The organism is Pseudomonas sp. Arb-4-2C (assembly GCF_055755015.1).
In genome coordinates this window covers 5736205-5761242 of record NZ_CM146899.1, presented here as the reverse complement: position 1 = coordinate 5761242, position 25038 = coordinate 5736205, and the positions used below count along the sequence as shown (strand labels likewise).

Annotated in this window: 21 protein-coding genes and 1 pseudogene; 11 read left to right on the top strand and 11 right to left on the bottom strand. The window is 59.8% G+C overall.

All coding sequences use genetic code 11. The annotated features are described in order from the left end of the window. Positions 1-324: 324 nt before the first annotated feature. From AC0J41_RS26190 to AC0J41_RS26165, 6 genes are all read left to right on the top strand, one after another. Entirely contained in the window at positions 325-2358 is a 2034-nt protein-coding gene (locus AC0J41_RS26190) for an ABC transporter permease subunit (protein ID WP_473016037.1), read from the top strand. A gap of 15 nt (positions 2359-2373) precedes the next feature. After that, positions 2374-4044, top strand: a complete 1671-nt coding sequence (gene pstA, locus AC0J41_RS26185; protein ID WP_473013968.1) for a phosphate ABC transporter permease PstA — start codon at positions 2374-2376, stop codon at positions 4042-4044. A 161-nt stretch (positions 4045-4205) separates the two neighbouring features. Next, positions 4206-5039 (top strand): phosphate ABC transporter ATP-binding protein PstB, encoded by an 834-nt coding sequence (gene pstB / locus AC0J41_RS26180; RefSeq protein ID WP_102357857.1) that lies wholly within the window; start codon positions 4206-4208, stop codon positions 5037-5039. A 125-nt stretch (positions 5040-5164) separates the two neighbouring features. After that, a complete protein-coding gene (gene phoU / locus AC0J41_RS26175; RefSeq protein ID WP_007954334.1) occupies positions 5165-5926 on the top strand; it encodes a phosphate signaling complex protein PhoU in 762 nt (253 codons plus the stop codon). A 180-nt stretch (positions 5927-6106) separates the two neighbouring features. Further along, entirely contained in the window at positions 6107-7063 is a 957-nt protein-coding gene (locus tag AC0J41_RS26170) for a response regulator (protein ID WP_473013967.1), read from the top strand. A gap of 208 nt (positions 7064-7271) precedes the next feature. Continuing rightward, positions 7272-8168 (top strand): peptidoglycan DD-metalloendopeptidase family protein, encoded by an 897-nt coding sequence (locus tag AC0J41_RS26165; protein ID WP_473013966.1) that lies wholly within the window; start codon positions 7272-7274, stop codon positions 8166-8168. A gap of 114 nt (positions 8169-8282) precedes the next feature. Here AC0J41_RS26165 and AC0J41_RS26160 read toward each other — a convergent pair whose 3' ends face one another. The 3 genes from AC0J41_RS26160 to phoB form a co-directional block, all read right to left on the bottom strand. Continuing rightward, positions 8283-9623, bottom strand: a complete 1341-nt coding sequence (locus tag AC0J41_RS26160; RefSeq protein ID WP_025112661.1) for a hemolysin family protein — start codon at positions 9621-9623, stop codon at positions 8283-8285. Positions 9624-9746: 123 nt separating this feature from the next. Continuing rightward, the gene (gene phoR / locus AC0J41_RS26155) at positions 9747-11033 is read right to left on the bottom strand and encodes a phosphate regulon sensor histidine kinase PhoR (protein WP_473016036.1); all 1287 of its coding nucleotides are present in this window, start codon (positions 11031-11033) and stop codon (positions 9747-9749) included. A 74-nt stretch (positions 11034-11107) separates the two neighbouring features. After that, positions 11108-11797, bottom strand: a complete 690-nt coding sequence (gene phoB / locus AC0J41_RS26150; RefSeq protein ID WP_007896474.1) for a phosphate regulon transcriptional regulator PhoB — start codon at positions 11795-11797, stop codon at positions 11108-11110. A gap of 151 nt (positions 11798-11948) precedes the next feature. Here phoB and AC0J41_RS26145 point away from each other — a divergent pair, with 151 nt between their 5' ends. Further along, on the top strand, positions 11949-12332 hold the full coding sequence (locus AC0J41_RS26145) for a COG4315 family predicted lipoprotein (RefSeq protein WP_025112663.1): 384 nt from the start codon (positions 11949-11951) through the stop codon (positions 12330-12332). Between the two features lie 113 nt (positions 12333-12445). Here AC0J41_RS26145 and ubiA read toward each other — a convergent pair whose 3' ends face one another. Both ubiA and AC0J41_RS26135 read right to left on the bottom strand, forming a co-directional pair. After that, entirely contained in the window at positions 12446-13336 is an 891-nt protein-coding gene (gene ubiA, locus AC0J41_RS26140; protein WP_473013965.1) for a 4-hydroxybenzoate octaprenyltransferase, read from the bottom strand. Continuing rightward, positions 13336-13896, bottom strand: a complete 561-nt coding sequence (locus AC0J41_RS26135) for a chorismate--pyruvate lyase family protein (RefSeq protein WP_025112665.1) — start codon at positions 13894-13896, stop codon at positions 13336-13338. The genes ubiA and AC0J41_RS26135 overlap by 1 nt, the downstream gene beginning before the upstream one ends. 199 nt (positions 13897-14095) lie before the next feature. Between AC0J41_RS26135 and AC0J41_RS26130 the strand changes: the two genes are divergently transcribed. From AC0J41_RS26130 to AC0J41_RS26120, 3 genes are all read left to right on the top strand, one after another. Then, on the top strand, positions 14096-14263 hold the full coding sequence (locus tag AC0J41_RS26130; RefSeq protein WP_025112666.1) for a rubredoxin: 168 nt from the start codon (positions 14096-14098) through the stop codon (positions 14261-14263). Positions 14264-14282: 19 nt separating this feature from the next. Continuing rightward, a complete protein-coding gene (locus AC0J41_RS26125) occupies positions 14283-15431 on the top strand; it encodes an NAD(P)/FAD-dependent oxidoreductase (RefSeq protein WP_473013964.1) in 1149 nt (382 codons plus the stop codon). A gap of 190 nt (positions 15432-15621) precedes the next feature. Then, positions 15622-15897: an HU family DNA-binding protein gene (locus AC0J41_RS26120; protein WP_003213368.1), complete on the top strand. Its 276-nt coding sequence runs from the start codon at positions 15622-15624 to the stop codon at positions 15895-15897. Positions 15898-15998: 101 nt separating this feature from the next. On the opposite strand, the pseudogene AC0J41_RS26115 reads toward AC0J41_RS26120, so the two are convergent. From AC0J41_RS26115 to AC0J41_RS26090, 6 genes and pseudogenes are all read right to left on the bottom strand, one after another. Further along, positions 15999-16144: pseudogene (locus AC0J41_RS26115) on the bottom strand (phosphatidate cytidylyltransferase); the annotation flags it as partial. Between the two features lie 108 nt (positions 16145-16252). Further along, positions 16253-16636 (bottom strand): DUF2388 domain-containing protein, encoded by a 384-nt coding sequence (locus AC0J41_RS26110; protein WP_473013963.1) that lies wholly within the window; start codon positions 16634-16636, stop codon positions 16253-16255. A gap of 118 nt (positions 16637-16754) precedes the next feature. Beyond that, the gene (locus AC0J41_RS26105) at positions 16755-19091 is read right to left on the bottom strand and encodes a lipase family protein (RefSeq protein WP_473013962.1); all 2337 of its coding nucleotides are present in this window, start codon (positions 19089-19091) and stop codon (positions 16755-16757) included. Beyond that, a complete protein-coding gene (locus AC0J41_RS26100; RefSeq protein ID WP_473013961.1) occupies positions 19088-19879 on the bottom strand; it encodes a hypothetical protein in 792 nt (263 codons plus the stop codon). Before AC0J41_RS26100 ends, AC0J41_RS26105 begins: the two co-directional genes overlap by 4 nt. Further along, on the bottom strand, positions 19876-20724 hold the full coding sequence (locus tag AC0J41_RS26095) for a DUF4123 domain-containing protein (protein ID WP_473013960.1): 849 nt from the start codon (positions 20722-20724) through the stop codon (positions 19876-19878). Before AC0J41_RS26095 ends, AC0J41_RS26100 begins: the two co-directional genes overlap by 4 nt. Then, positions 20721-22745: a type VI secretion system Vgr family protein gene (locus tag AC0J41_RS26090; protein WP_473013959.1), complete on the bottom strand. Its 2025-nt coding sequence runs from the start codon at positions 22743-22745 to the stop codon at positions 20721-20723. Before AC0J41_RS26090 ends, AC0J41_RS26095 begins: the two co-directional genes overlap by 4 nt. Before the next feature lie 715 nt (positions 22746-23460). Here AC0J41_RS26090 and tssA point away from each other — a divergent pair. Continuing rightward, on the top strand, positions 23461-25023 hold the full coding sequence (gene tssA / locus AC0J41_RS26085) for a type VI secretion system protein TssA (protein ID WP_473013958.1): 1563 nt from the start codon (positions 23461-23463) through the stop codon (positions 25021-25023). Positions 25024-25038: the final 15 nt, after the last annotated feature.

Below are 25038 nucleotides of genomic sequence, written 5' to 3'. Positions count from 1 at the left end.
CCCGCTGGCGGTGGATTTGTTGCGTCACTGCACTGTCATCTTTCTGTCATACAGGATCGCTAGGGTGAGCGCATGAATGATCTGGCCAATTCCCCAATGACTACGACTTCCCCTCCCAAGCGCATTGATTTCAATACGCCTGAGCTGCAACGCAAGCGCCGCATTCGCGCGCTCAAGGATCGCTTCACCCGTTGGTACGTCCTCGTTGGCGGGCTGGCGGTGCTGGCAGCCATCACCCTGATCTTCTTCTTTCTCGCCTACGTCGTTGCGCCGTTATTCCACGGTGCCAGCCTGACCGCGAAAGATGCCGTTACCCCGGCCTGGATGCAGGACGCCGGCAAGCCGCTGATGATTTCGCTCGAAGAGCAGAATCAGGTGGCGATGCGCGTTTCCGACAAAGGCCAGGCGCTGTTCTTCGACATCGACAGTGGCGCTGAATTGAAGCGCGTCGATCTGCCAGTCCCCGCAGGCACCAGCGTGACGTCCATCGGCGAAGATCAGCCAGGTCATCCGCTGGTGGCCGTGGGCCTGTCCAACGGCCAGGCACTGGTGTTCCGCCACACCTATAAAGTCAGCTACCCCGATGGCAAGAAAACCATCACCCCGGCCATCGAATACCCATACGGCAACACGCCGATCGCGGTGAACGAGAGCGGCGGGGCGCTGGAACACGTGAGCCTCAACGCCACCGATTCGACCCTGATGCTGGTGGGTTCGACCGGTTCGCAACTCAATGTGTTGTCGCTGACCAGCGAAGAAAACATGATGACCGGCGAAGTCACCAACGAGCAGAAGCGTATCGATCTGCCGCAGATGACCGAGCCGGTGAAAAACATCTTCGTCGACCCGCGCCAGCAATGGCTGTACGTGGTCAACGGGCGTGCCCAGGCCGACGTGTTCAGCCTGCGTGACAAGAGCCTCAACGGTCGCTACAAACTGCTGGAAAACGCCGACGCTGAAGTCACCGCGTCGACGCAGCTGGTCGGTGGTATCTCGCTGATCATCGGTGACTCCAAGGGCGGCCTGGCCCAGTGGTTCATGGCCCGTGATACCGATGGCGAGCTGCGCCTGAAACAGATCCGTACCTTCCAGATGGGCACTGCGCCAATCGTGGAAATCACTGCCGAAGAGCGTCGCAAAGGCTTCGTAGCCCTTGATGCTTCCGGCAAACTCGGAGTGTTCCACAGCACCGCACACCGCACCTTGCTGGTCGAGCCGGTGGCCGAAGGGCAGGGCCTGTTCGGTCTGTCGCCACGCGCCAACCGGGTGATCGTCGAAGCCGGCGGCAAGCTGCAACCGCTGCTGCTCGACAACCCGCACCCGGAAGTGTCGTGGAGCGCGCTGTGGAGCAAGGTCTGGTACGAGAACTACGACGAGCCTAAATACGTCTGGCAATCGACCGCAGCCAACACCGACTTCGAACCGAAACTGAGCCTCTCGCCACTGACCTTCGGCACGCTGAAAGCCGCGTTCTACGCGATGCTGCTGGCCGCGCCGCTGGCCGTTGCCGCAGCGATCTACACCGCGTATTTCATGGCCCCGGGCATGCGCCGCAAGGTCAAACCGGTGATCGAGTTGATGGAAGCGATGCCGACGGTGATCCTCGGCTTCTTCGCCGGTCTGTTCCTCGCGCCGTATGTGGAAGGGCATCTGCCGGGCATTTTCAGTCTGCTGATGCTGCTGCCGATCGGCATTCTGGTCGCCGGTTTCACCTTCAGCCGTCTGCCTGAGTCGATCCGCCTCAAGGTGCCGGACGGCTGGGAAAGTGCGCTGCTGATTCCGGTGATCCTGTTCGTGGGCTGGCTGTCGCTGTACATGAGTCCGTTCATGGAGAACTGGTTCTTCGGCGGTGACATGCGCATGTGGATCTCCCACGACCTGGGCATCACCTACGATCAGCGCAACGCCCTGGTGGTCGGTCTGGCCATGGGTTTTGCGGTGATCCCGAACATCTACTCGATCGCCGAAGACGCCGTGTTCAGTGTGCCGCGTGGCCTGACCCTCGGCTCCCTGGCCCTCGGTGCCACGCCGTGGCAGACCATGACCCGCGTGGTGATTCTCACCGCCAGCCCGGGGATCTTCTCGGCGCTGATGATCGGCATGGGCCGCGCGGTCGGGGAAACCATGATCGTGCTGATGGCCACGGGTAACACCCCGGTCATGGAAATGAACCTGTTCGAAGGCCTGCGCACCCTGGCCGCCAACGTCGCGGTGGAAATGCCCGAGTCGGAAGTCGGTGGCAGCCACTACCGCGTGCTGTTCCTCTCGGCGCTGGTGCTGCTGTTGTTCACCTTCGTCATGAACACCCTGGCAGAACTGATTCGTCAGCGTCTGCGCAAGAAATACTCGTCGCTTTAAGAAAGGTAGAAGTCTGTGAAACAGAACTCCCTGAATGGATGGTTCAAGAGCGGCGCCCCGGGCGTCTGGATCAGCGGTGGCGCGGTGTCCATCGCGGTCATCATGACCATTGGCCTGCTGGCGGTGATCGCCGTGCGCGGCCTCGGTCACTTCTGGCCGGCGGACCTGATCCACGCCAACTACGACGTACCGGGCCAGGCCAATCACCTGGTCATCGGCGAAGTGGTACAGAAAGAAGAAGTGCCTCGCGCCCGCCTGAAAAGCGCCGGCTTGCCGGTGCCCGACCAGGGCCCGGAATTCATGACTCGCGAGCTGATCAAGGTCGGCAACCGTGACTTGAATGGCAACGACTTCACCTGGATCGTCGGCGAGTGGCTGACCAACCAGACCACGCCGCCAGAATTGATGACGATCGAGCGTCGCGAGTGGGGCAACTTCTACGGCTACCTGGTCAACGTCAAACAGGACGGCAAGGTGATCGCCGAGGGCGAAGCCGCCTGGCCCGAGCTGCAAGCGCGGATCGACCGCGTGAACAAGCTCGCCGCGCAGCTCAAGTCCCTGGAAAAGACCGACATCGGCGCGATCAACTCAGGTCTGGAACGCATCCGTCTGCACGGCCGCAAACTGGAACTGGACGGCAAACTCGATGCCACCGCGCAAGCGGACATGGACGCCGAGCGCGCCGAGCTGAACGCTCGTTATCAGGACATCGAAGCACGTCTGGCCGATCTGCATGCACAGTTCAACCGCGACGCTTTGACTGCCCGCGATGCCAACGGCAAAGAGATCGAAATCGGCCTGGGCAAAGTGGTTCACGCTTACCAGCCGAATGCCATGGGCACGATGGCCAAGATCGGTTTCTACTTCGGCAAGGTCTGGGAGTTCCTGTCCGACGACCCGCGTGAAGCGAACACCGAAGGCGGGATTTTCCCGGCGATCTTCGGCACCGTGATGATGACCCTGATCATGGCGATGATCGTCACCCCGTTTGGCGTGCTGGCGGCGGTGTACCTGCGTGAATACGCCAAGCAGAACGCCTTGACCCGGATCATCCGCATCGCGGTGAACAACCTCGCTGGCGTTCCGGCGATCGTTTACGGCGTGTTCGGTCTGGGCTTCTTCGTCTACGTGCTGGGTGGCTCGGTCGACCGTCTGTTCTTCCCCGAAGCACTGCCGGCACCGACCTTCGGTACGCCGGGCCTGCTCTGGGCTTCGTTGACCCTCGCGCTGCTGGCGGTGCCGGTGGTGATCGTGGCGACTGAGGAAGGTCTGGCGCGTATCCCGCGCACCGTCCGCGAAGGTTCGCTGGCACTGGGTGCGACCAAGGCGGAAACGCTGTGGAAGATCGTCCTGCCGATGGCCAGCCCGGCGATGATGACCGGCATGATCCTCGCCGTGGCCCGTGCTGCCGGTGAAGTGGCGCCGCTGATGCTGGTGGGTGTGGTGAAGCTGGCGCCGTCGCTGCCGGTGGATGGCAACTACCCGTACCTGCACCTGGACCAGAAGATCATGCACCTGGGCTTCCACATTTATGACGTCGGCTTCCAGAGCCCGAACGTCGAAGCCGCACGGCCACTGGTGTACGCCACGGCGCTGCTGCTGGTGCTGGTGATCGCCACGTTGAACCTGTCGGCAGTGTGGATTCGTAACCACCTGCGCGAAAAATACAAAGCTTTGGACAGTTGATATCCCGGTGGGAGCAGGCTTGCTCGCGAAGGCGGTGGGTCAGGCGACATTGAGGTTGAATGTGCCGACTGCTTCGCGAGCAAGCCCGCTCCCACCCTAGATTGAGTACAGCCGCACCAAGCGGCTAACCGAACCGAATTTGTTAGCACAGGGAGCCTCCCATGCAGCACGAAACACATACCCACGGCATCAACATGTCCGCCCTGGGTCGCGATAAACAGAGCCTGAACCTCGCGCAGGAAACCGTTGCCATCGAAGTCCCGGGCCTGAGCCTGTTCTACGGCGAGAAGCAGGCGCTGTTCGACGTCAGCATGAACATCCCGAAACAGCGCGTGACTGCCTTCATCGGCCCGTCCGGTTGCGGCAAGTCGACGCTGCTGCGTACCTTCAACCGCATGAACGACCTGGTTGACGGCTGCCGCGTCGAAGGCGCGATCAACCTGTACGGCAACAACATCTATCGCAAGGGCGAAGACGTCGCCGAGTTGCGTCGTCGCGTCGGCATGGTGTTTCAGAAGCCGAACCCGTTCCCGAAGACCATCTACGAAAACGTGGTCTACGGCTTGCGCATCCAGGGCATCAACAAGAAACGCATCCTCGACGAAGCGGTCGAGTGGGCGTTGAAAGGCGCGGCGCTGTGGGACGAAGTGAAGGATCGCCTGCATGATTCGGCACTCGGTCTGTCCGGTGGTCAGCAGCAGCGTCTGGTGATCGCTCGCACCATCGCGGTTGAGCCGGAAGTGTTGCTGCTCGACGAACCATGCTCGGCCCTCGACCCGATCTCGACCCTGAAAGTCGAAGAGCTGATCTACGAGCTGAAGTCCAAGTTCACCATCGTCATCGTGACCCACAACATGCAGCAGGCCGCACGGGTTTCCGACTACACGGCGTTCATGTACATGGGCAAACTGGTGGAGTTTGGCGACACCGATACCCTGTTCACCAATCCGGCGAAGAAGCAGACCGAAGACTACATCACCGGTCGTTACGGCTGATTGAAGCAGCTGCGAGCGGCAAGCTTCAAGCGGCGAGTTAGAAGCGAAGCGGCATGGATCACCACATAACAGCTTGCAGCTTGTAGCTAGCAGCTCTTGGTTAAACGCTTTTTCGGAGCGAATGCATGATTTCCAAAGAAGGTCTTACCCACCATATCTCCGCGCAGTTCAACGCCGAGCTCGAGGAAGTGCGCAGCCACCTCCTGGCCATGGGTGGGCTGGTCGAGAAGCAGGTCAACGACGCAGTCACCGCGCTGATCGAGGCCGACTCCGGCCTGGCCCAGCAGGTGCGCGAGATCGACGACCAGATCAACCAGATGGAACGCAACATCGACGAAGAGTGCCTGCGCATTCTCGCCCGTCGGCAGCCGGCGGCGTCCGACCTGCGGCTGATCATCAGCATTTCCAAATCGGTGATCGACCTTGAACGCATCGGTGACGAAGCGACCAAGATCGCGCGCCGCGCGATTCAGCTGTGCGAAGAAGGCGAAGCACCGCGCGGTTACGTCGAGGTTCGCCACATTGGCGACCAGGTGCGCAACATGGTGCGCGATGCGCTGGACGCGTTTGCCCGTTTCGACGCTGATCTGGCGTTGTCGGTGGCGCAATACGACAAGATCATCGACCGCGAATACAAGACGGCCCTGCGTGAGCTGGCGACCTACATGATGGAAGATCCGCGCTCTATCTCGCGGGTTCTGAGCATCATCTGGGTGCTGCGTTCGCTGGAGCGGATTGGCGACCACGCGCGCAACATCTCGGAACTGGTGATCTACCTGGTGCGCGGGACCGATGTGCGGCACATGGGCCTCAAGCGCATGAAAGAAGAAGTTGAAGGCACAAGCGGCGAAACCGCTAATGTTCCGGGCGATGCTGACGATAAGTAAGATTGCCTGAGAAAAACGCCCGGCCCTTTGGCCGGGCGTTTTTGTTTATGGCGCTTGAGTCAGGAAATCGAATTGAAAAGCAGCACCCGCGAACGAAAAGTCCCGGCGTGACTGAAGATTGTTGGCAATGTGCCATCAGCAAAAGCGGTATGCTTGCCGGGATTTTTATAGGGGTGTTGGATGAGCAAGATCAGTGTGTTGGTCGTGGACGACGCTTCGTTCATTCGCGACCTGGTGAAAAAGTGCCTGCGTAACTACTTCCCGGGGATTCGCACCGAGGATGCCATCAACGGCAAAAAGGCCCAGGCGATGCTGGCCAAGGAAGCGTTCGACCTGGTGCTGTGCGACTGGGAAATGCCGGAAATGTCCGGTCTCGAACTGCTGACCTGGTGCCGCCAGCAGGACAACCTCAAGTCCATGCCGTTCATCATGGTCACCAGCCGTGGCGATAAAGAGAACGTGGTGCAGGCGATTCAGGCTGGCGTTTCTGGCTATGTCAGCAAACCGTTCACCAACGAGCAACTGCTGACCAAGGTCAAGCAGGCGCTGAACAAGGTCGGCAAGCTCGACACCCTGATGAACAGCGCGCCGACCAAGATGAACTCGGCGTTCGGCAACGACTCCCTGAGCGCGTTGACCGGCGGCAAGCCTGCCGTGGTGGGTGGCGCTCCGGCAGCTGCTGCAGTCAACCCGTTCGCCAAGCCTGCGGTCGCTGCACCAACGCCTGCCGCTGCACCATCGCGTGGCTTGCTCAACAGCCCGCCGGTGCAGGCACCGGCAGCCTCGAAAGCCCCCGTCGGTGGTCGTGGTCAGGGCCAGTTGCGCCTGCCGAGCGGCAACCAGCAATGCGTGATCAAGGCCCTGAGCATCAAGGAAGCGCTGTTGGTGGTGAAGCGCACCGAGACCCTGCCGCAGATCCTCGACAGCGCCGTGCTCGACCTGGAGCAGGGCGACAACGCTGAAATCGCCCGTCTCAACGGTTACCTGCATGCCATCGTCGCCCACGAGCAGAAAGCGGACAGCGACTGGCTGCAACTGACCTTCCGCTTCGTCGACCAGGACGCGCAGAAGCTCGACTACATCTCCCGCCTGATCGCCCGCGGCACGGCGCAGAAGCACTTCGTTCCGGGCGCGTGATTTTCGTCGCCTGACAGTCCGCTTTCGCGAGCAGGCTCGCTCCCACATTGGAATGCATTTCAAAGGTGGGAGCGGGCTTGCTCGCGAAGGGGCCATCACTTGCACGATCAACCTCCCAGACCGCCCAATTTGAAACATCTGTCGACTAGCCTGGTCTGTCTCACCTGCTAGGCTCATTCCCAGGCCTTCCTTCGACAGACTCTTGCCCATGCTCGCGCGCCTGCTGTTTTTCTGTGGTCTTTTCATGGCCTCCACCTCGGCTGTGGCCATGACGATCTACAAATCCACCGATGCCAACGGCGTGGTCTCGTACAGCGACCGACCGAGCAAAGGCTCGCAGGTGTTCGTGTTTCAGGACCGTATGGTCGAGCACCTGGAGCGCCAGGTGTATCTCGACATCAAGAAGCAGAAGGGCACCGATGTGGTGTTTGTGCGCAACGATCTGTACGCACCGGTCGAGGTCGCACTGGCATTTACCGGAATGAGTAACGTGCGTGGCGCACCGGCTCAGACCATTCGCCGGGTGTTGCCGGCGCGCAGTAATACGCGTCTGGCGCTGCTGACGGCGATCACCGGCAGCAAGCCGTTGGTGTATACGCCGCAGTTCCAGTATGCGCTGGGTGACCCTGCGGGAGCCGCTCAGAGCTATCGCTATCCGTTGCCATGGCGGGGCGGGCCGTTCCGCCTCAGTCAGGGTGCCAACGGCCAATACAGCCACTACGGGCCGAAGAACAAATACGCGATGGACATCGCCATGCCGGTCGGCACACAGATCATCGCGGCGCGGGCCGGGGTGGTGGTGAAAACCGAAGACTCGCAGAGCGGGCGCGGCAATGATGCCTCGGGCAATTTCGTCCGGGTGCTGCACGATGACGGCACGATGGGCGTGTACCTGCACCTCAAGCAAGGCTCGGTGAGCGTCCGTGAGGGGCAGCGGGTGACGGTCGGCAGCCCGCTGGCGCTGTCCGGCAACACCGGCAACAGCAGCGGCCCGCACCTGCACTTTGTGGTGCAGCGCAATACCGGGCAGGGCCTGGTGTCGATTCCGTATCAGTTCAACCAGCCGCTGGGGGCGTTGCCCAACTTTGCGTTGGGCAAGCAGTGATGTGTTGCCGCTGCAGGCCCATTCGCGAGCAAGCCCGCTCCCACAGTTGAAATGCATTCCAGTGTGGGAGCGGGCTTGCTCGCGAAAGGATCGGCGTGGTGCCGGATCAGCCGATCAATCCAGCATCAACACCTTCGCCAGCACAATCTTCGGCCCTTTCATCTTCTTGATGATGATCCGCAGGCCTTCGACTTCCAGTACTTCTTCCTCTTCCGGCACCCGTTTCAGAGTCTCGTAGACCAGCCCGGCGAGGGTTTCGGCTTCGATGTGGTCCAGATCAATGCCGAGCAGGCGCTCAACCTTGAACAACGGTGTATCACCGCGTACCAGCAGCTTGCCCGGCTGATAGGCGAGAATCCCGCGTTCGGCCTTGCGGTGTTCGTCCTGGATGTCGCCGACCAGCACTTCCAGCACGTCTTCCATGGTCAGGTAGCCGATGATGTTGCCGTCGGCTTCTTCAACCACAGCGAAGTGCGAGCCGCCCTTGCGGAACTGCTCCAGCAACTGCGACAGCGGCATGTGCCGTGACACGCGCTCCAGCGGACGAGTCAGTTCTGCGAGATTGAACGACTCGGGAATATGGTCCAGCGCCGCCAGCTCCAGCAGCAGGTCCTTGATGTGCAGCAGGCCGACGAACTCCTGGCGCTCGCTGTCGTACACCGGGTAACGGCTGAACTTGTGGCGACGGAACATCGCCAGGATTTCTTTCAGCGGCGCATTGAATTCGAGGGTGATCAGGTCTTCCCGGGAGTTGGCCCAGTCGACCACTTCCAGCTCGCCCATTTCCACCGCCGAGGCCAGCACGCGCATGCCCTGGTCGCTCGGGTCCTGACCACGGCTGGAGTGCAGGATCAGTTTCAGTTCTTCGCGGCTGTAATGGTGTTCGTGGTGCGGGCCGGGCTCGCCTTGGCCGGCGATACGCAAAATCGCGTTGGCACTGGCGTTGAGCAGGTAGATCGCCGGGTACATCGCCCAGTAGAACAGGTACAGCGGCACCGCTGTCCACAGCGAGAGCAGCTCGGGTTTGCGGATCGCCCACGACTTGGGCGCCAGCTCACCGACCACGATGTGCAGGTAGGAAATGATGAAGAACGCGGTAAAGAACGAAATGCCTTTGACCACTTCCGGCGACTGCACGCCGATCGCGCTCAGCAGCGGCTCGAGAATGTGCGCGAACGCCGGCTCACCGACCCAGCCCAGGCCAAGGGAGGCCAGGGTGATACCGAGCTGACACGCCGAGAGGTAGGCATCGAGCTGACTGTGTACGGTGCGCAGGATATGCCCGCGCCAGCCGTTCTTGTCGGCGATGGCCTCGACCCGGGTCGAGCGCAGTTTGACCATGGCGAATTCCGCCGCAACGAAAAAGCCGTTGAGCAAAACCAGGATCAGAGCGAAAAGAATCATGCCGAAATCGGCGAATATTGTTGCGAGGGACAAGCCAGGGGAAGGGTCCATGATGGAGTTTTGCGGGTTCCGTGTGATTCGTAAGAGAGAAAAAATCGCGCCTGAAAGGCAGACGCAAGTCAGCCAATGTAGCGGCTGACATGGCGATTGCCTAGTGGCGCGTGCTGGCCGGCATCACTCGGCGGCGCTGATTGCCCGTGCCTGAGCGACCTGGGCCGGGGCGAAATGGCAGGTGAACGTGCTGCCGTGACCGGGCACGCTGCTGATCTCCATCCGCGCGCGGTGGCGCAGCAACACGTGTTTGACGATCGCCAGGCCCAGGCCAGTGCCGCCGGTATTGGAATTGCGACTGGAATCGACGCGGTAGAAGCGTTCGGTCAGGCGCGGCAGGTGTTTGCTGTCGATGCCGATCCCGGAATCCTGCACGCTCAAGTGCGCGCCCTGATCGTCGCCCCACCAGCGAATGCGGATGTTGCCCTCGGCCGGGGTGTACTTCACGGCGTTGAACACCAAATTGGAAAACGCGCTGCGCAGTTCTGCCTCACTGCCCTTGAGCAGGATCTTTGCGTCAGCTTCGAGAGTAATGCGCTGGTTTTTCTGTCCGGACAACTGCTGCGCATCGCTCTTGATCGATTGCAGCAGCGCATCGACCTGCACCGGCTGGTTGTCCGACGGGTAATCGGTGGCTTCCAGTTTCGCCAGCAGCAACAGATCGTTGAGCAGCGTCTGCATGCGTCCGCCCTGTTGTTGCATCTGTTGCAGGGCACGACTCCAGCGCGGATTCACCTCCTCGACGTTGTCGAGCAGGGTTTCCAGGTAGCCGCAGATCACCGTCAGCGGCGTGCGCAATTCGTGGGAGACGTTGGCGATGAAGTCTTTGCGCATCTGTTCCAGTTGATGGATGCGCGTGACGTCGCGCACCAGCATCAGATGCTCGTTGTTGCCGTAGCGGGTGAGGTACAGCTGAATGCGCACGCGATCATTGGTCGGTGAAGGGATTTCCAGCGGCTCGGCGTAGCTTTCCTGCTCGAAGTACTCCTTGAAGCGCGGATGGCGTACCAGGTTGGTCACCGGTTGGCCGCTGTCCTGCGGGGTCTTGAGGCCGAGCAGGGTTTCGGCGGCGCGGTTCCACCATTCCAGGTTGCCGTCGCTGTCGAGCATGATCACCGCGTCTTTCAGCGCGGCGGTGGACTCCTGCACGCGGTCGATCACCGCTTGCAGACGCCCGCGCACCCGTTGGTCGCGACGTTGCAGGTGGTAGATGCTGTCGAACACCTCGCCCCACAGGCCGTAGCCGTCGGGCGGTGCTTCATCGGGTTGGTGCAGGCGCAGCCATTCGTGCAGGCGCAGCAATTGCTTGAGCGTCCAGGCCAGGTACAGGCCCAGGCCTGCAGCGAGGCTCCAGCCGTAATAGCCGCTGATCAGGCCGATCACCAGACAGGCGGTGACCAGCAACAGCATGTGGCGAATCAGGGTGCCATGCCAGTTTTGATTCACGGAAAATACGGTCCTTGTCAGCGAGTCTGGCGGTCGGGTCAGGCCTTGGTGGAAAACCGGTAGCCAGTGCCGCGCACGGTTTGTACCAGATTTTCGTAGGCGTCGCCGAGGGCCTTGCGCAGGCGCCGGATGTGCACGTCGACGGTGCGCTCTTCAACATAGACGTTGCCGCCCCAGACTTGATCCAGCAACTGCCCGCGGGTGTAGGCGCGTTCCTGGTGGGTCATGAAGAATTGCAGCAGACGGTATTCGGTCGGGCCCATCTCGGCGGGTTTGCCATCGATGGTCACGCGGTGGCTGATCGGGTCGAGCAGCAGGCCGCCGACTTCGATCGGCGCTTCGCCATCGGTCGGGCCGGCGCGGCGCAGCACAGCCTTGAGGCGGGCAACCAGTTCGCGTGGCGAGAATGGCTTGGTGATGTAATCGTCGGCGCCGACTTCAAGGCCCTGGATCTTGTTGTCCTCTTCACCCTTGGCGGTGAGCATGATGATCGGGATGTCCCCGGTCAGCTCGTCGCGCTTGAGGCGTCGGGCCAGTTCGATGCCGGAGGTGCCGGGCAGCATCCAGTCGAGCAGGATCAGGTCCGGTTTGCGGTCAACGATAATGGCGTGTGCCTGCTGCGAGTTCTCTGCCTCGAGGCAGTCATAGCCGGCCATTTCCAACGCAACGGCGATCATTTCGCGAATGGGCGCTTCGTCGTCGACGATCAGAATGCTCCTGCCAACCATGCCTTAATCCTCTTGTCATTTAACTGTCTTGCGCCGCATTAGATAACGGAATTATTGCAGTCGTGTGACAGTATTTTAGTCGCCCGGCGGTTGGCGTGATCCTGGACTAAGCTCTAAGTCCGAATCCTGACAACCACAAAAGAAGGTTTCCATGACTCAAATGACTGCTTCTTTCAAAGCTCTGCTGATGGCTGCTGCGCTGACTCTGCCCGGACTGGCGATGGCGGCCGAACCGGCCATGATGAAAGACGGCATGATGGTCGATCACAAAGGCATGACCGTTTACACGTTCGACAAGGACGCTGGCGGCAAGTCGATGTGCAACGGTGATTGTGCGAAGAACTGGCCACCGATGATGGCGCCGGCGGGTGCCAAGGCTGAAGGCAAATGGACGGTGATCAAGCGTGACGACGGCATGATGCAGTACGCATACGACGGTAAGCCGCTGTATACCTTCATGAAGGATGAAAAGCCCGGTGACATGAAGGGCGATGGCATGAAGGATGTCTGGCACGTGATGCACGAGCACAAGTAAACGCAAATCCCCTGTAGGAGCGGGCCTGCTCGTGAAGGCGTCGTGTCAGTCAGTGTATGTATCAACTGATACACCGCCTTCGCGAGCAAGCCCGCTCCCACAGGTCACGCACCTCAACGCAACGCGTAATCCAGCACGATCCCGACAAAAATCGCCAGCCCGGCCCAATGGTTGTGCAAAAACGCCTTGAAACAACGCATGCGGTCCCGGTCACGGGTGTACCAGAACTCCCACGCGTAACAACCCGCCGCTACCAGCAGGCCGAGATGGAACCACGTCCCCAGCTCGAACTTCGACCCGGCCAGCAGCAGGCAAGCCAATGACAGCGCCTGCAGCGTCAGGATGATCACCCGATCCGCATCGCCGAACAGAATCGCGGTGGATTTCACGCCGATCTTCAGGTCGTCGTCACGATCGGTCATCGCGTAATAAGTGTCGTAACCCACCGTCCACAGCAGGTTGGCGATCCACAGCAGCCATGCGGCGGCGGGCAGTTCACCGGTTTCGGCGGTGAATGCCATCGGCATGCCCCACGAGAACGCCGCGCCGAGCACCACTTGCGGATAATAGGTGTAGCGCTTCATGAACGGGTAGGTGAACGCCAGCGCCAGGCCGCCCAGCGATAGCCAGATGGTCGGCGCATTGGTGCACAGCACCAGCAGGAAACTCACGCCCATCAGCAGCGCGAAGAATACCAGCGCCTCTTTCGAACTGATCTTGCCGCTGGCCAGCGGTCGTTGCGCGGTGCGTTTGACGTGGCCGTTGACCTTGCGGTCGGCCCAGTCGTTGATCACACAGCCACCGGCGCGGGTCAGCACCACGCCGAGCACGAAAATCGCGATGTTGGCCAGCGACGGCGAGCCTTTGCCGGCAATCCACAGCGCCCACAGCGTTGGCCACAGCAGCAGGTAAATGCCGATCGGCTTGTCCATGCGCGTCAGCTGAATGAAATCCCAGGCGCGCGGATTCAAGCGGTTCAGGGACTTGAGCAGGCTCTGGTACATCAGCAGTTCTCCGGATGGGCGCGGGCGGCGCTCCACAACGTCGGCAGGAAAATCTCCGCCACCAGCACGCTCAAGGCGCCACGGTCGAAACGCGAGCGGCGCGCCCACAATTCAGGCGCACGGCAGGCGGCCGGCAACCAGCCTTGCGGGTAGTGGCAGACCTCAATGGCGCGACGCTGAAAGGCGTGGTCGCAAAACAGCAGTTCGCCCAGCGAGCGGCTCCCCAGTTCGTCCATGTGCAAGCCGTCGCCTTGCAGGGCGGCGCGCGACGCCACGCTGCGGGCAAACACCCAGGCCTCGCCGTGACCGCGCAGATACACCTCGCGCACCCAGCCTTCGCTGCCTTCGGCCAGCTCCAGCGCCGCGCATTCGTCACTGCGCAGAGTGTCCCAGCCTTCGAACAACGGCGTGACGCTGAAGCCGTCATTGGACAGCCGCGTCAGGCGGCGGGTCAGCGAGCCTTCGTCGAACAACCAGTCGAGGGTCAACGAATCGGGAAGGGGCGTCAGTCGGCTTTGAGTCAGCCAGAGCGGGGCCGGGCAGGCATTTGAATGGTGCACAATGAGTCATTATTGGCCGCAAATGAGGCGGCGAGCTTAACATGGCGTGCTGCGAATTTGATGGATCCGGGGCGCCGTTGCACCGAACAGGCTTGCATCTGCCCGGCACCATCAGTACAAAACGCCCTGAGCCGGATGGCAGCGCAGCTCCATCGACCATTCGCGCCGACACAAGCCTGAATCCTGAGGAAGTACCTGAATGAACAAGTGGCAATGTATTGTCTGTGGCCTGATTTACGACGAGGCATTGGGTTGGCCGGATGACGGCATCGCGCCAGGCACTAAATGGGAAGACGTGCCGGAAGACTGGCTTTGCCCGGACTGCGGTGTCGGCAAGCAAGATTTCGAAATGTACGCAATCGGCTAATACGGAAAAGGAGTAAGGCATGAACGCACCTGTCGTAATCGTCGGCACCGGGCTTGCTGGCTACAACCTGGCCCGGGAGTTTCGCAAACTCGACAGCGAAACCCCGCTGCTGCTGATTACCGCCGATGACGGGCGCTCTTACTCCAAGCCGATGCTCTCCACCGGTTTCGGCAAGAACAAGGACGCCGATGGCCTGAGCATGGCCGAACCCGGCGCCATGGCCGAGCAGTTGAAGGCCGAGGTGCGCACCCACACGCGCATCAGCGGCATCGACGCCGGCCACAAACGCCTGTGGATCGGCGAAGAAGCGGTGTACTACCGCGACCTGATCCTCGCCTGGGGCGCGGAAACCGTGCGTGTGCCGATCGAGGGCGATGGCGCCGAGCTGGTATTCCCGATCAACGATCTCGAAGACTACGCGCGCTTTCGTGCAGCCGCTGCGGGCAAGCGTCGCATATTGCTGCTCGGTGCCGGCCTGATCGGCTGCGAATTTGCCAACGACCTGATCCTCGGCGGTTACGAGGTGCAACTGGTGGCGCCGTGCGAGCAAGTCATGCCGATGCTGTTGCACCCGGCCGCTGCGGCCGCCGTGCAGGCCGGGCTGGAAAGCCTGGGGGCGCGTTTCCACCTCGGCCCGGTGCTGACTCGTCTGCAAAAAGTCGCGGATGGGCTGGAGGCGCATCTGTCCGACGGTCAGGTGATTGCCTGCGATGTGGTGGTGTCGGCGATCGGCCTGCGCCCGCGCATCGATCTGGCGGCGGCGGCCGGCGTGCAGGTCAACCGTGGCGTCGTCGTTGACCGCCACCTGAAGACCTCTCACGCCAATATTTACGCCTTGGGCGACTGCGCCGAGGTCGATGGGCTGAATCTGTTGTACGTGATGCCCCTCATGAGCTGTGCGCGTGCGCTGGCACAAACCCTGGCGGGCAATCCGACGGCGGTGAGCTACGGCCCGATGCCGATCACCGTGAAAACCCCGGTGTGCCCGTTGGTCGTTTCGCCACCGCCACGGGGCAGCGAAGGGGTCTGGACCATTGAAGGGCAGGGCGCCGACATCAAGGCCCTGTGCCACAGCGCCGACGGCCAGTTGCTCGGCTACGCGCTGACCGGCGCGGCGGTGATGGAAAAACTCGCCCTGAACAAACAGCTTCCGGCCCTGCTGGCGTAAATACCGGTCGTTCTGTCGGAATCACCCCGCTTTTGCCCCTACAAAGGTCGCGGGGAGACTGGCGCAGCCGGTATCCGCGTGCCATCCTCACTCCCGTCTGCCGCAGAGTAGAGCCTGCGGCGCCTTGGGCGCTGTTCCAACGAGAACAGCACGGACATAACAACAAAAAACCGTCAAAGGGGCTTCACTAATGCGTAAACCAGAACTCGCCGCTGCAATCGCTGAAAAAGCGGATCTGACCAAAGAACAGGCCAACCGCGTTCTCAACGCCGTCCTCGAAGAAATCACCGGCGCTCTGCACCGCAAGGACAGCGTCACGCTGGTGGGCTTCGGCACCTTCCTGCAACGCCACCGCGGCGCCCGCACCGGCAAAAACCCGCAAACCGGCGAGCCGGTCAAAATCAAGGCCAGCAACACCGTGGCATTCAAGCCAGGCAAGTCTTTGAAAGACAGCGTCAATCCTTAATGGCGGCGCACTCCCTGAATGACGGGGAGCAGCGCAATAAAAAAATGGGCACACAGATTGCGGTCGGGTGCCCATTTTTTGTGGCTGACGAATGACTGGGATCAGGCCGAGAAGAAATACCGGGTCAGGTGAAAGAAGGTCGGCGCCGCGAAGCAAATCGAGTCCATCCGACTAAGCATGCCACCGTGATCCTTGATCATCGTCCCTCATCTTTTGCGACCAAGCTGCGTTTGATGGCCGACATGAGGCAATCCGAGATTGGGGCGCATTCCCTGAAAAACAGGAGAAATCGTAAGTGCAAAATGGATACATCGATCGTGATATGTGGCCCACTTTGTTGTGAATATTGATTTGTTCAGCCATGGGTACCCAGAACCATGTGGGCAAACTCTTTCTTGCCTGACTGTAGATCCGCGTGCTGCTCCAGGTGCGCGCGCCACGCAGACTCCAGCATGGATCCATCGAAATCGCCGTCAGTAGCAACGAAAGCGGCGGCATCGTCCCTCACTGCCTGGATGTATTGTTTGGAGAGCGCTTTAAAATCGTCCGTCGTCGTAATAAACGGTATTACCGTGGTGATGAGTAATCCATATCCAGTTGTTGAAGAGGGGCTGAAATCTGGGTGGCCATTACTGCTCAATAGCTCAGATCGAACATTGGAGCTAGCGACGAGTGCCAGCGCGGCTAGCCAATAGCGCCCAAAGGCCATGATCCATCTTTTGTTTTGTCGAGTAGCCATGATCTGGTTGAACTCCCTGTCTGATAACGCCCAAGGGGGGCGGTCGACCATAAGCGATGCGTGTCATCGTGTAGATTCAGCCAATGAAAAGCTCTCCGGGTCGCGTGAGCCACAAACACTAAACAATCGAGTCAATATCCAGATGAAACGGCGTGCCCACGGCATGCCCTCCGGTCATCGCTGCGATGGCGGCATCGTGGTCCTGGGCTGCAGGAGGGATCATCGCCAGTTGTTCCTGAACGAGGTTTTCCGGATGGGCGTTCCAACGCAGCAGGTTTTCCTGCACCCACTCGGGCTGTTCGGCATAGCTGCCGTAAACCTCGGCTTCGGTAACTCGCTGGTTCTTCAAGGCCAACAGGCGAGTCTGGGTCGTGGTGATCTTGTCGATTTCATTGTTGAGTGCATCGGTTTTTTGGGTGCTTTCCTGGTGGCGGGCATAGGCGTGGGGGTGGTTTTGAATAGTGCGTTCAATGGCGCGCAATTGGCCTTTGATGTTTGCCAATGCACCGCTGACCCATTCGAACTCCCGATGCGTCACCAGCGAGCGTTTGAGTAACTGCGCCTCTTGCCAGCGGCGCAGGCTGGCCCAGCAGCCGGGGATGTAACTGCTGACCATCGAGTGATCGCCCGCCGCCAAAAGCTGCTTCAGCAATGAACCGCGCTTGGGCAAGCCATTGATGTTCTGCAAGGCTTCGGCGCAGCCGTGATCGTTGATGAGGCTGCAGCCCGGCTGCCAGAGAATGGAGGACTGGTGTTCCTTGTCGAACACCACTGGCATGAAATGGCGCAAGGCACCGTGATGCCCGTAATTCTCACCCGAGAAGTTGATCATCCCCAGGATCAGCAAGGAAAAACCGGCGACCGGGTTAAGGACCAGCACCACTCCGTTTGCGATGTACATCGGCTTGGGGGTGGCAAAGGTGTTCATCCAGGTGGCGGGTACGCTGGGCACGGGGTCGTTCTGGTTGACGATGCGATGGTGGATCAGTGGCTGGGCGCTTTTGATGAAGGTCGTGTCGCCAGCGCGGGGGGCTCCGTAGGTGTAGAGCACGATATCCGGCTGGTAGCGCTGATTCCGGCGCAGCATCTCGGACAAGATCAGTGCTATCGCCCCGCCCAGGCTGTGTCCGGTAATCAGCAGTTTTTGCCCACTGTAAAACCTCTCCAGATAGCTCACGACAAGCGGGAAAACCGCTTGGGCGCCACCGTAGAAGCCACGGTGCACCTTGCCTTCTCCTTCTTGAAAAGGAACCTGATAGGCGTCTCCATCACGCAGGCCATCGGGTAACGTTTCATTGGTTCCCCGGACACTGATCAATATCACCTCGTCGTGATGCGTAATAAAGGCCTGGGTGTCCGTACTGTCGGCTTGTCTGCGATCATCGAAAAAGTGCAGCTTGGCCGGATGTTCCTGTTCATCCCCCAGTGCTGGATCATTCACCTCGGGGTAGAGCTGTGGATCGAACGGCACTACCTCCAGCCGTTTCGAGTAAGGCACTTCTTCATACAACGGGTAGTACTTCTTCGTTTGTGACGCATCGACTTGCCACAACTCATCAAACTGCGGCAGTGCATGGCCGAGCCAATTACCGCTGCTTGGCTGCACGGGGAAACTCACACAGTCGGTCTTGACCGGTTGCGTGTTCGGCTCCTGGCCGAAGTCGGTGTAACTCAGGGTCGCCATCAATGACAGTTGATAGAGGTTGAGTGCGCAGAATTCATTGCCGGTCGACAGCATTGGACGTAGCGCTCGCATGGGGCGTACTTCCAGTACATGGTGCTTGTTCGGCAACAGGGCAATGCCCTTGGGTTTGGGCGGTGGCGGGGCGAAGCCCAACTCGACCGTGGCCATGCTGGCCTGACTGAAGATCGCGCTCATTCCTCCGTCCGGCGCATTGGTATCAATCTGCGCGAACGCTCGGGTTTGGGGCGTGGAGCGCATTAGTTTGTGCACCACTATATTCGGCGGATCACGACGTTCTGCCAGAGGCGGCAAGTGCGCCACATGTTTGACCAGTTCGCTCACTTCAACCTGGTAATAGGCGTTGGTCCCGGCAAGGTCTTTTGCTGGGTTGGCCTGGGTACGCACGCCTGATTTGGTAAAGAAGCGGGTTTTCTCGGCGCGAACCTGGAGTTCGGTGATGGGGAGGGGGTAGTGCTTCCTTCGAATTAACTCACTGTAGTCATCATCTCGACCTTGATATGAATGATTGAGTTTAAGTACCACTGGCCCACGAAAATGGTTTGTGACTTTTCCAGAGCCCTTTGCATCCAGCTTGCCCGTGTAAACGGTGTCCTCATAATCGATGATTTCGTAGATCAACCCGGCATAGGGCTTGCCATCACCAAACTCGTCCACCAATTGAAGGCTCGTCGAATGTCCGCGCATTGGGCAGGCGTGGATGTTGCCTTGCATAAAGGCAGCGACGCTCGGATCTAACGGTTCAATGCTCATGGGGTCTCGTCCTTGTTTTCCGTGCAGCCCGGATAAATGGTGCAAACCCGCTCATCCACCATCCTGAAGGTGCTGAAGTCTTTGTGGTTGCCGTAACAAAACGCATGTTGATCTTCGAAACCTTTCCCCATGCAACGCTTCCAGCCGTTAGGCACCTTTACCCAGGTATCCCCCATGTAGGGCTCCTCTTCTTCGGACAACCTGATCCTCAGCTTTATGGTTTTCCCCGAGAGCTGTGTCAGCGTGTAAGCCGTGAACGGACGACTTCGGCCGACAGTGCCCTGCGCATCCATTTTTTTGCAGGTAAGCAGTTTGATCAGGTAACGCTTCGGCCCGACCGTACGAAAAGACCACATGCATTCACCGAAGAACTCACCTGTACCGACTTCGTCGAAAGTCCCCATGTGCCGCTCCAGTAACTCTGGACGTACGGCAAATGAGGCATAGTCATAACTGCTATCACTACGCTCCGGGCCAAAAACACCGATGATCTTGACCTCTACATGATTCAGCGCCAGCGGGCAGTTGCTCACAGTTCTGTAAAGCGGGATTCGGGAAGTGGGCTCGTAGACCATGTTGGTTTTATTGAATCCAAGCTGGGTATTTTTTCCACCGGGAACCGAGCATGTCTGATCTTTGGCGGGCACGTAGGTGGCCGTCAGGTCGTATTTGAAATTGGGCGGCAAGTCAGGAACAAAGGTGAAAGTGTTCGACTTGCCTGCAACAGAGCAACCCAGGTTCAGGGCGACGCAACCGACAAGTGCCAGACATCGAAGTCCTCGTCTCATAAGGCCCCGCTCTCCTGCAGATACAAGGTCTGCTGATACACCCGCTCAAAGTGCGTCGCCGGGTCTTCGCCGGTTTTGGGCAGCCAGATTTTCGGTGGTAGAAAGCCCGGTGCCTTCAGGCTTTGGGTCAGCAGGAAATGCACCTGTTGCGGCTGTTGCCAGCCCCACAGGTGACTCTGCTGAATTTGCCCCCAGACCCAGTCATCCACATCGAATTGCTCGGCGAGCGTCACCATCGCTTCAGTGTGTTCGCCGACCAGATAGCGCCGGGCGTTATCGAACAGCACGTTGGCGTAAATCCGCTCCGGAATCGGGGTGTGCAGCCACGGCGGATCCGCCGGCAGCGGATGCTCACCCGGGTCAGGGTTGTTGGTGACCGTCCATTGCCCGTCGTGCCAGTAACAGACACTGGTCATCGGCCCGAGCAAGAGCGCGTGCTGCTCCGCTGGCAGATGAGCAAGCGTGCGACCGAGTACGCGACAGTCGTGCACGCGATACAGCGCCTGATTCGGTGGTTCGCCGGTCACCACACGTGCCCGCCAGTGCGCAGTCAGCGCATCGAGGTCAACGTGGCTGACGCTCGCCAGCCAGCCCCAATGCCGTCCGGGCGTATTCAGCAGCGTCTGGATCAGTGGATGCCTGACTGTGCCGATCTGAAAGAGAAACGGGCCGTTTTGTGCCAGCGAATTCGCCACCGTGCTGCCATACAGACTGCGGTAGTGAGCGGCACCCAATTCGGTGCTGAGCGCGATGCGCTCTTCGAGGTGGTCGAGCGAGTCGAGCATCAGCAACAGATCCCGACTCGATTGCGCTTGCTCGTGCAGCCATTGTTCAAGTGTGTTCATGCGACCTCTGTGATGCTGCACTGGCCGGCGCGACAGGCTTCGCACAGCGGGCAGTAGTCCGCGGCCTGTTGGCGGGCGCTGGCGACGATGGATGCCGGGCTGGCGATGTCTGCCATGGATCGGCCGGGCGGGGCTTGCAGCGCCTGCAGCGGCGCCATACCCGGCACAGGCGCGCCGCCCTGTACGATCGGCACGCTGCTGAAGATTCCGCTGGCGTCGATCACGATGTGATGACCGCCCGCCGTCAGCGTCAGGCTCATACCCGCATCGATCACGACATGGCTGGCGGTGACGCGGGCCTGCTGGCCGGCCTGAATCACCAGCGAACCTGCGGACAGGCTACTGGTGCCGCTGATGGTCAGCAGGTCATCGGCATTGATCACCGTGCTGCGCACGCCTTGTTGGGTGCGCAGTTCTTTGCCTTCGATCAGGGTGGTGCTGTCATTGCCCACCTGTTCAAAACGGTCATGGCTGATCTGACTGCGGCTGTCATTGAGGATCAGTTGCTCAATGTCGCGCTGGGCGCGCAGGTAGATTTTCTCCTGCCCGGTGCGGTCTTCGATCGACAGCTCGTTGTAGCCGCCGCTGCGTGGTGAACTCTGACTGCGCAGAACCGTTCGGGTCTTGTGATTCGGTAATGGATGGGCGGGGGAGGTGACCTTGTTGGGCACGCAGCCGGTAATCAGCGGTTGATCCGGGTCGCCTTCCTGGAAGGTCACGATCACTTCCATTCCGACGCGCGGAATGGTCATTGCGCCGAAGCCTTCGCCCGCCCAATTGGAGGCAACCCGTATCCAGCAACTGCTCTTGTCGCTACCGAGTTCTGCCCGATCCCAGGGAAACTCGACGCATACCCGACCGTACTCATCGCAAAAGATCTCTTCACCGGGCGGGCCGGTGACGCGTGCGGTCTGGCAGACCAGCAAGGGCTTTTGTGCGGGCAGCGGAGGTCGGTAAATCACGTCCGCGGGTGTGGCGCTGAAGGTATTGCGATAGCCCTGAGTGAAACCGTCGACGGGTGTTGTAGCGCTGTCGGCGGCTTCCTCGAGAGCCTGTGGGAATTTGCCTCTATGTTGCAGGCTCACCAGCAACCACATGTCGTTGCAATCCTTGCGCGGATGCTCGCTCAGGTCGAACAAGTAGCCGCTGCGCAGCGTCGGCTGATTGCTGGCGCCCTCGACCCGCTGGTAGTCGCTGCGATGCCTCTCCAGAGCCTGGCGCGCGAGCTGTTTGCCCTGCTTTTCGCTCTTCATCAAGAGTGGGTAACGGTAGTCCTCCAATTCGGGCGTGAATTCGGCGGTGAAGCGACTTTCGAGCAACAGGCTGGGACGCTTCAGGTCATAGTCGCGACGGGTGACAGTACTGGTGCGGGTCTTGAAGGCCAGGGTAAAACGATCAATAACCGGGTGCTCGGCAACCATGCCGGAGTCTTGTCGATAAGGTGTCGGCCCAAGCCTGGGGAAAAACACCTGATCGTCGGTGAACACCAGCGTGTGCTGCTCGGACGAGTGCTGGTGATGCCAGGCAAGGCCGTCCTCGGCGCACAAACGCTGGATGAAGTCGAAGTCCGACTGCCCATATTGAATACAGTATTCACGTACGGCGCTGGTGCTGACATGGAAGGTGAATACGTCGGTCTGGATGCCGTGCCCCTGGAGGACCTGCGTGATGATTTGCGGAACGGTCAGATTCTGAAAAATCCGCTGGTCATGACTGAACTGCAAATAGTGCAACGCAGGCACCAGCGTCAGCTCATATTGGGTCAGGCGTTTTCCGCTTTCACCCACCCGTACATCTTCAATGCGTCCGTGAATACCTTCGTCGTTAAACCCCAATTGCAGAAACGCCGGCTGACTGAGCAGGCCTTCCAGATCGATATCCGCTCGTTCGCTGACCAGTTCGATGCGGATGGCGTACAGGCAGCTGATGGCTTCATCGCCATCGAATGCGAGCACCTTGAAGTCGTGGCGAACTCCGGGAATTTGCAGGGTAAAAGGCGCGCAACTGCCCGTGCTGAACATACGCTTGTCCTTAAGCAAAGTGAGTCGATGCGCGGTGTTCGATCGTCCCTGATCGCCACGCGAAAAGAATTTGCCAAGGCACGCTAGCAATGCAGGAAATAAATTGATGTAAGAACTATCTCTGAGATTTGTCAGAGCATTCCGGGCTTGAAAGTTTTGCGCCAATTCAAGGAAATGACTGTAGGAAGTCACTTCGATAATTAGTGAGTTAGCACTGAAGTGCAGTTTCTTTCGAAGCGGTAAAAGTTTCAAAAAAATGAAATGACATCAAATTGATGGCACTTTTATTGTGGGTCGCTGTCTCCGGTAGATTTTTATAAAATCCAGCGAATTTTCGGAAGTGTCCTACTTCTATTTTCTTCGAGAGTTGTCATGCTTGCCGCCGTGTAATGGGACGGACGTTCGGGTCGATACGCTCAATCGGAATCGGGCCGCTCTGGATCAGGGCTTCTGAGGGGGCAGGGCAAATGCATGCAATATAAATCGCTATCAGGGATTCCCCTGCCACATATAGGGCGATCTCCTACACGGCTCAATGAACACTTCGTCTTGTTGTTTAACCAGATGCTTGCTAGTGGCCATCATAGTGATTACGATGCGCCCACTTGAAAGAGCACATCTCAATTGGATGAGTCGCTTTACTGCTCTTCGATACTGTCCAGCGCCGTGGCAATTCCAATAGGCGCATGACTGTAATCCTAAATAAAGGCCATGGATGTCCTACTCAAGCAAACTTTCCGCCCATTACCTCGAACTCGCAAAAGTCTCTGTTTCCAAAGAGAATTTCGCGGGCGAAGACGTTCGTTTCTCGAGCGAATTCGAGGCGCTGGAAAGCGAGCTGGCCAAAGCCTCGTCGATGCACGAAAGCGGGCAGATCGACTGGCTGAAAATCCGTGAAAACAGCGAAAATCTGCTGCGTACCCAATCCAAGGATTTGCGCGTTGGCGCCTGGCTGACCTGGTCGCTGTACCAGCGCGAATCCTTCCCCGGGCTGCTGGCCGGCCTCGGCTTCCTGCACCATCTGTCGGAAAACAATTGGGCCGACGTTCACCCGCTCAAACCCCGCACCCGTGCTGCTGCCATCGGCTGGCTGGTGCCGCGTCTGGAGCAGGTGCTCACCGAAAACATCGCGATCAAGGAACAGCTGCCGATGTTCCGGCAGTTGTCCGAGCATCTGGCCGGCCTCGATGCTGCGTGCACCGAGCACCTGGGCGACGATGCGCCGCTGCTGTTGCCGCTGTCACGTCGCCTGAAAACCATGATCCAGCGTGCAGCCGACAATCAGCCGGCCCCCGGTGTGGTGGGCGCAGCGGTGGCGCAGGTCAAGCAGGCCGCGAGCCAGTTGCTCACCCCCGGCGCACCGATCGACAACGAGAAAGACGCCTACAAGGCCTTGCGTGCCCAGCAGGAAAGCGCGCGCCCGTTGTGCGCCTGGTGGCTCAAGCAGAAAGCCACGGACCTGCGCGCCCTGCGCCTAAACCGCACTTTGCTCTGGCTGCCGATCGACGCGGTGCCTGAGCGCAACGCCGAGCAGATCACCGTGCTGCGCGGCCTGCCGGTCGACAAGCTCAAGCAGTATCAGGATCGCTTCGATCAGGGCAAATATGCCGACCTGCTGGTGGAACTGGAGGCGAGCCTGGCGAAGGCGCCGTTCTGGTTCGATGGCCAGAGGATGGTCTGGGAATGTCTCCAGAACCTCAACGCCGAGATGGCAATGCGCGAAGTGGAAATCCACTTCGCGCTTTTGGTTCAGCGCCTGCCCGGCATCATCGAGTGCCGTTTCCATGACGGCGCGCCGTTTGCCGATCCGTCCACTCGGGCGTGGATCGCCGGCAATGTCATGCCGCACCTGCAAAGCGCCAGCGCGCCACGCAAGGTCGAAACCGACGACGTCGAAACCCAGCCTGCCTGGGAAAAAGCCCTGCAGGAAGTGCTGCCGCTACTGCGCAAGGAAGGCCTCAAGCCTGCCGTGCAGACGCTCAAGCAGGGGCTGCAATCGGCCCACGGCGGACGCGAGCGGTTCTTCTGGCAGTTCGCCCTCGCGCGGCTGTGCTTCATGGCCAAGAAGTACGAACTGGCCAAGAACCAGCTCGAAACCCTCGATCAGACATTACAGGACTCAGGCCTGCACGCCTGGGAGCCCGATCTTGCATTGGAAGTGCTGCACCTGCTGCACAGTTGCTGCGAGTTGTTGCCGCAGAACCATGCAGTGCGTGAACGCAAGGAAGAGATTTATCGCAGGCTGTGCCACCTCGATCTCGAAGTGGTACTCGAATAGGCCCCAGGGCCACAA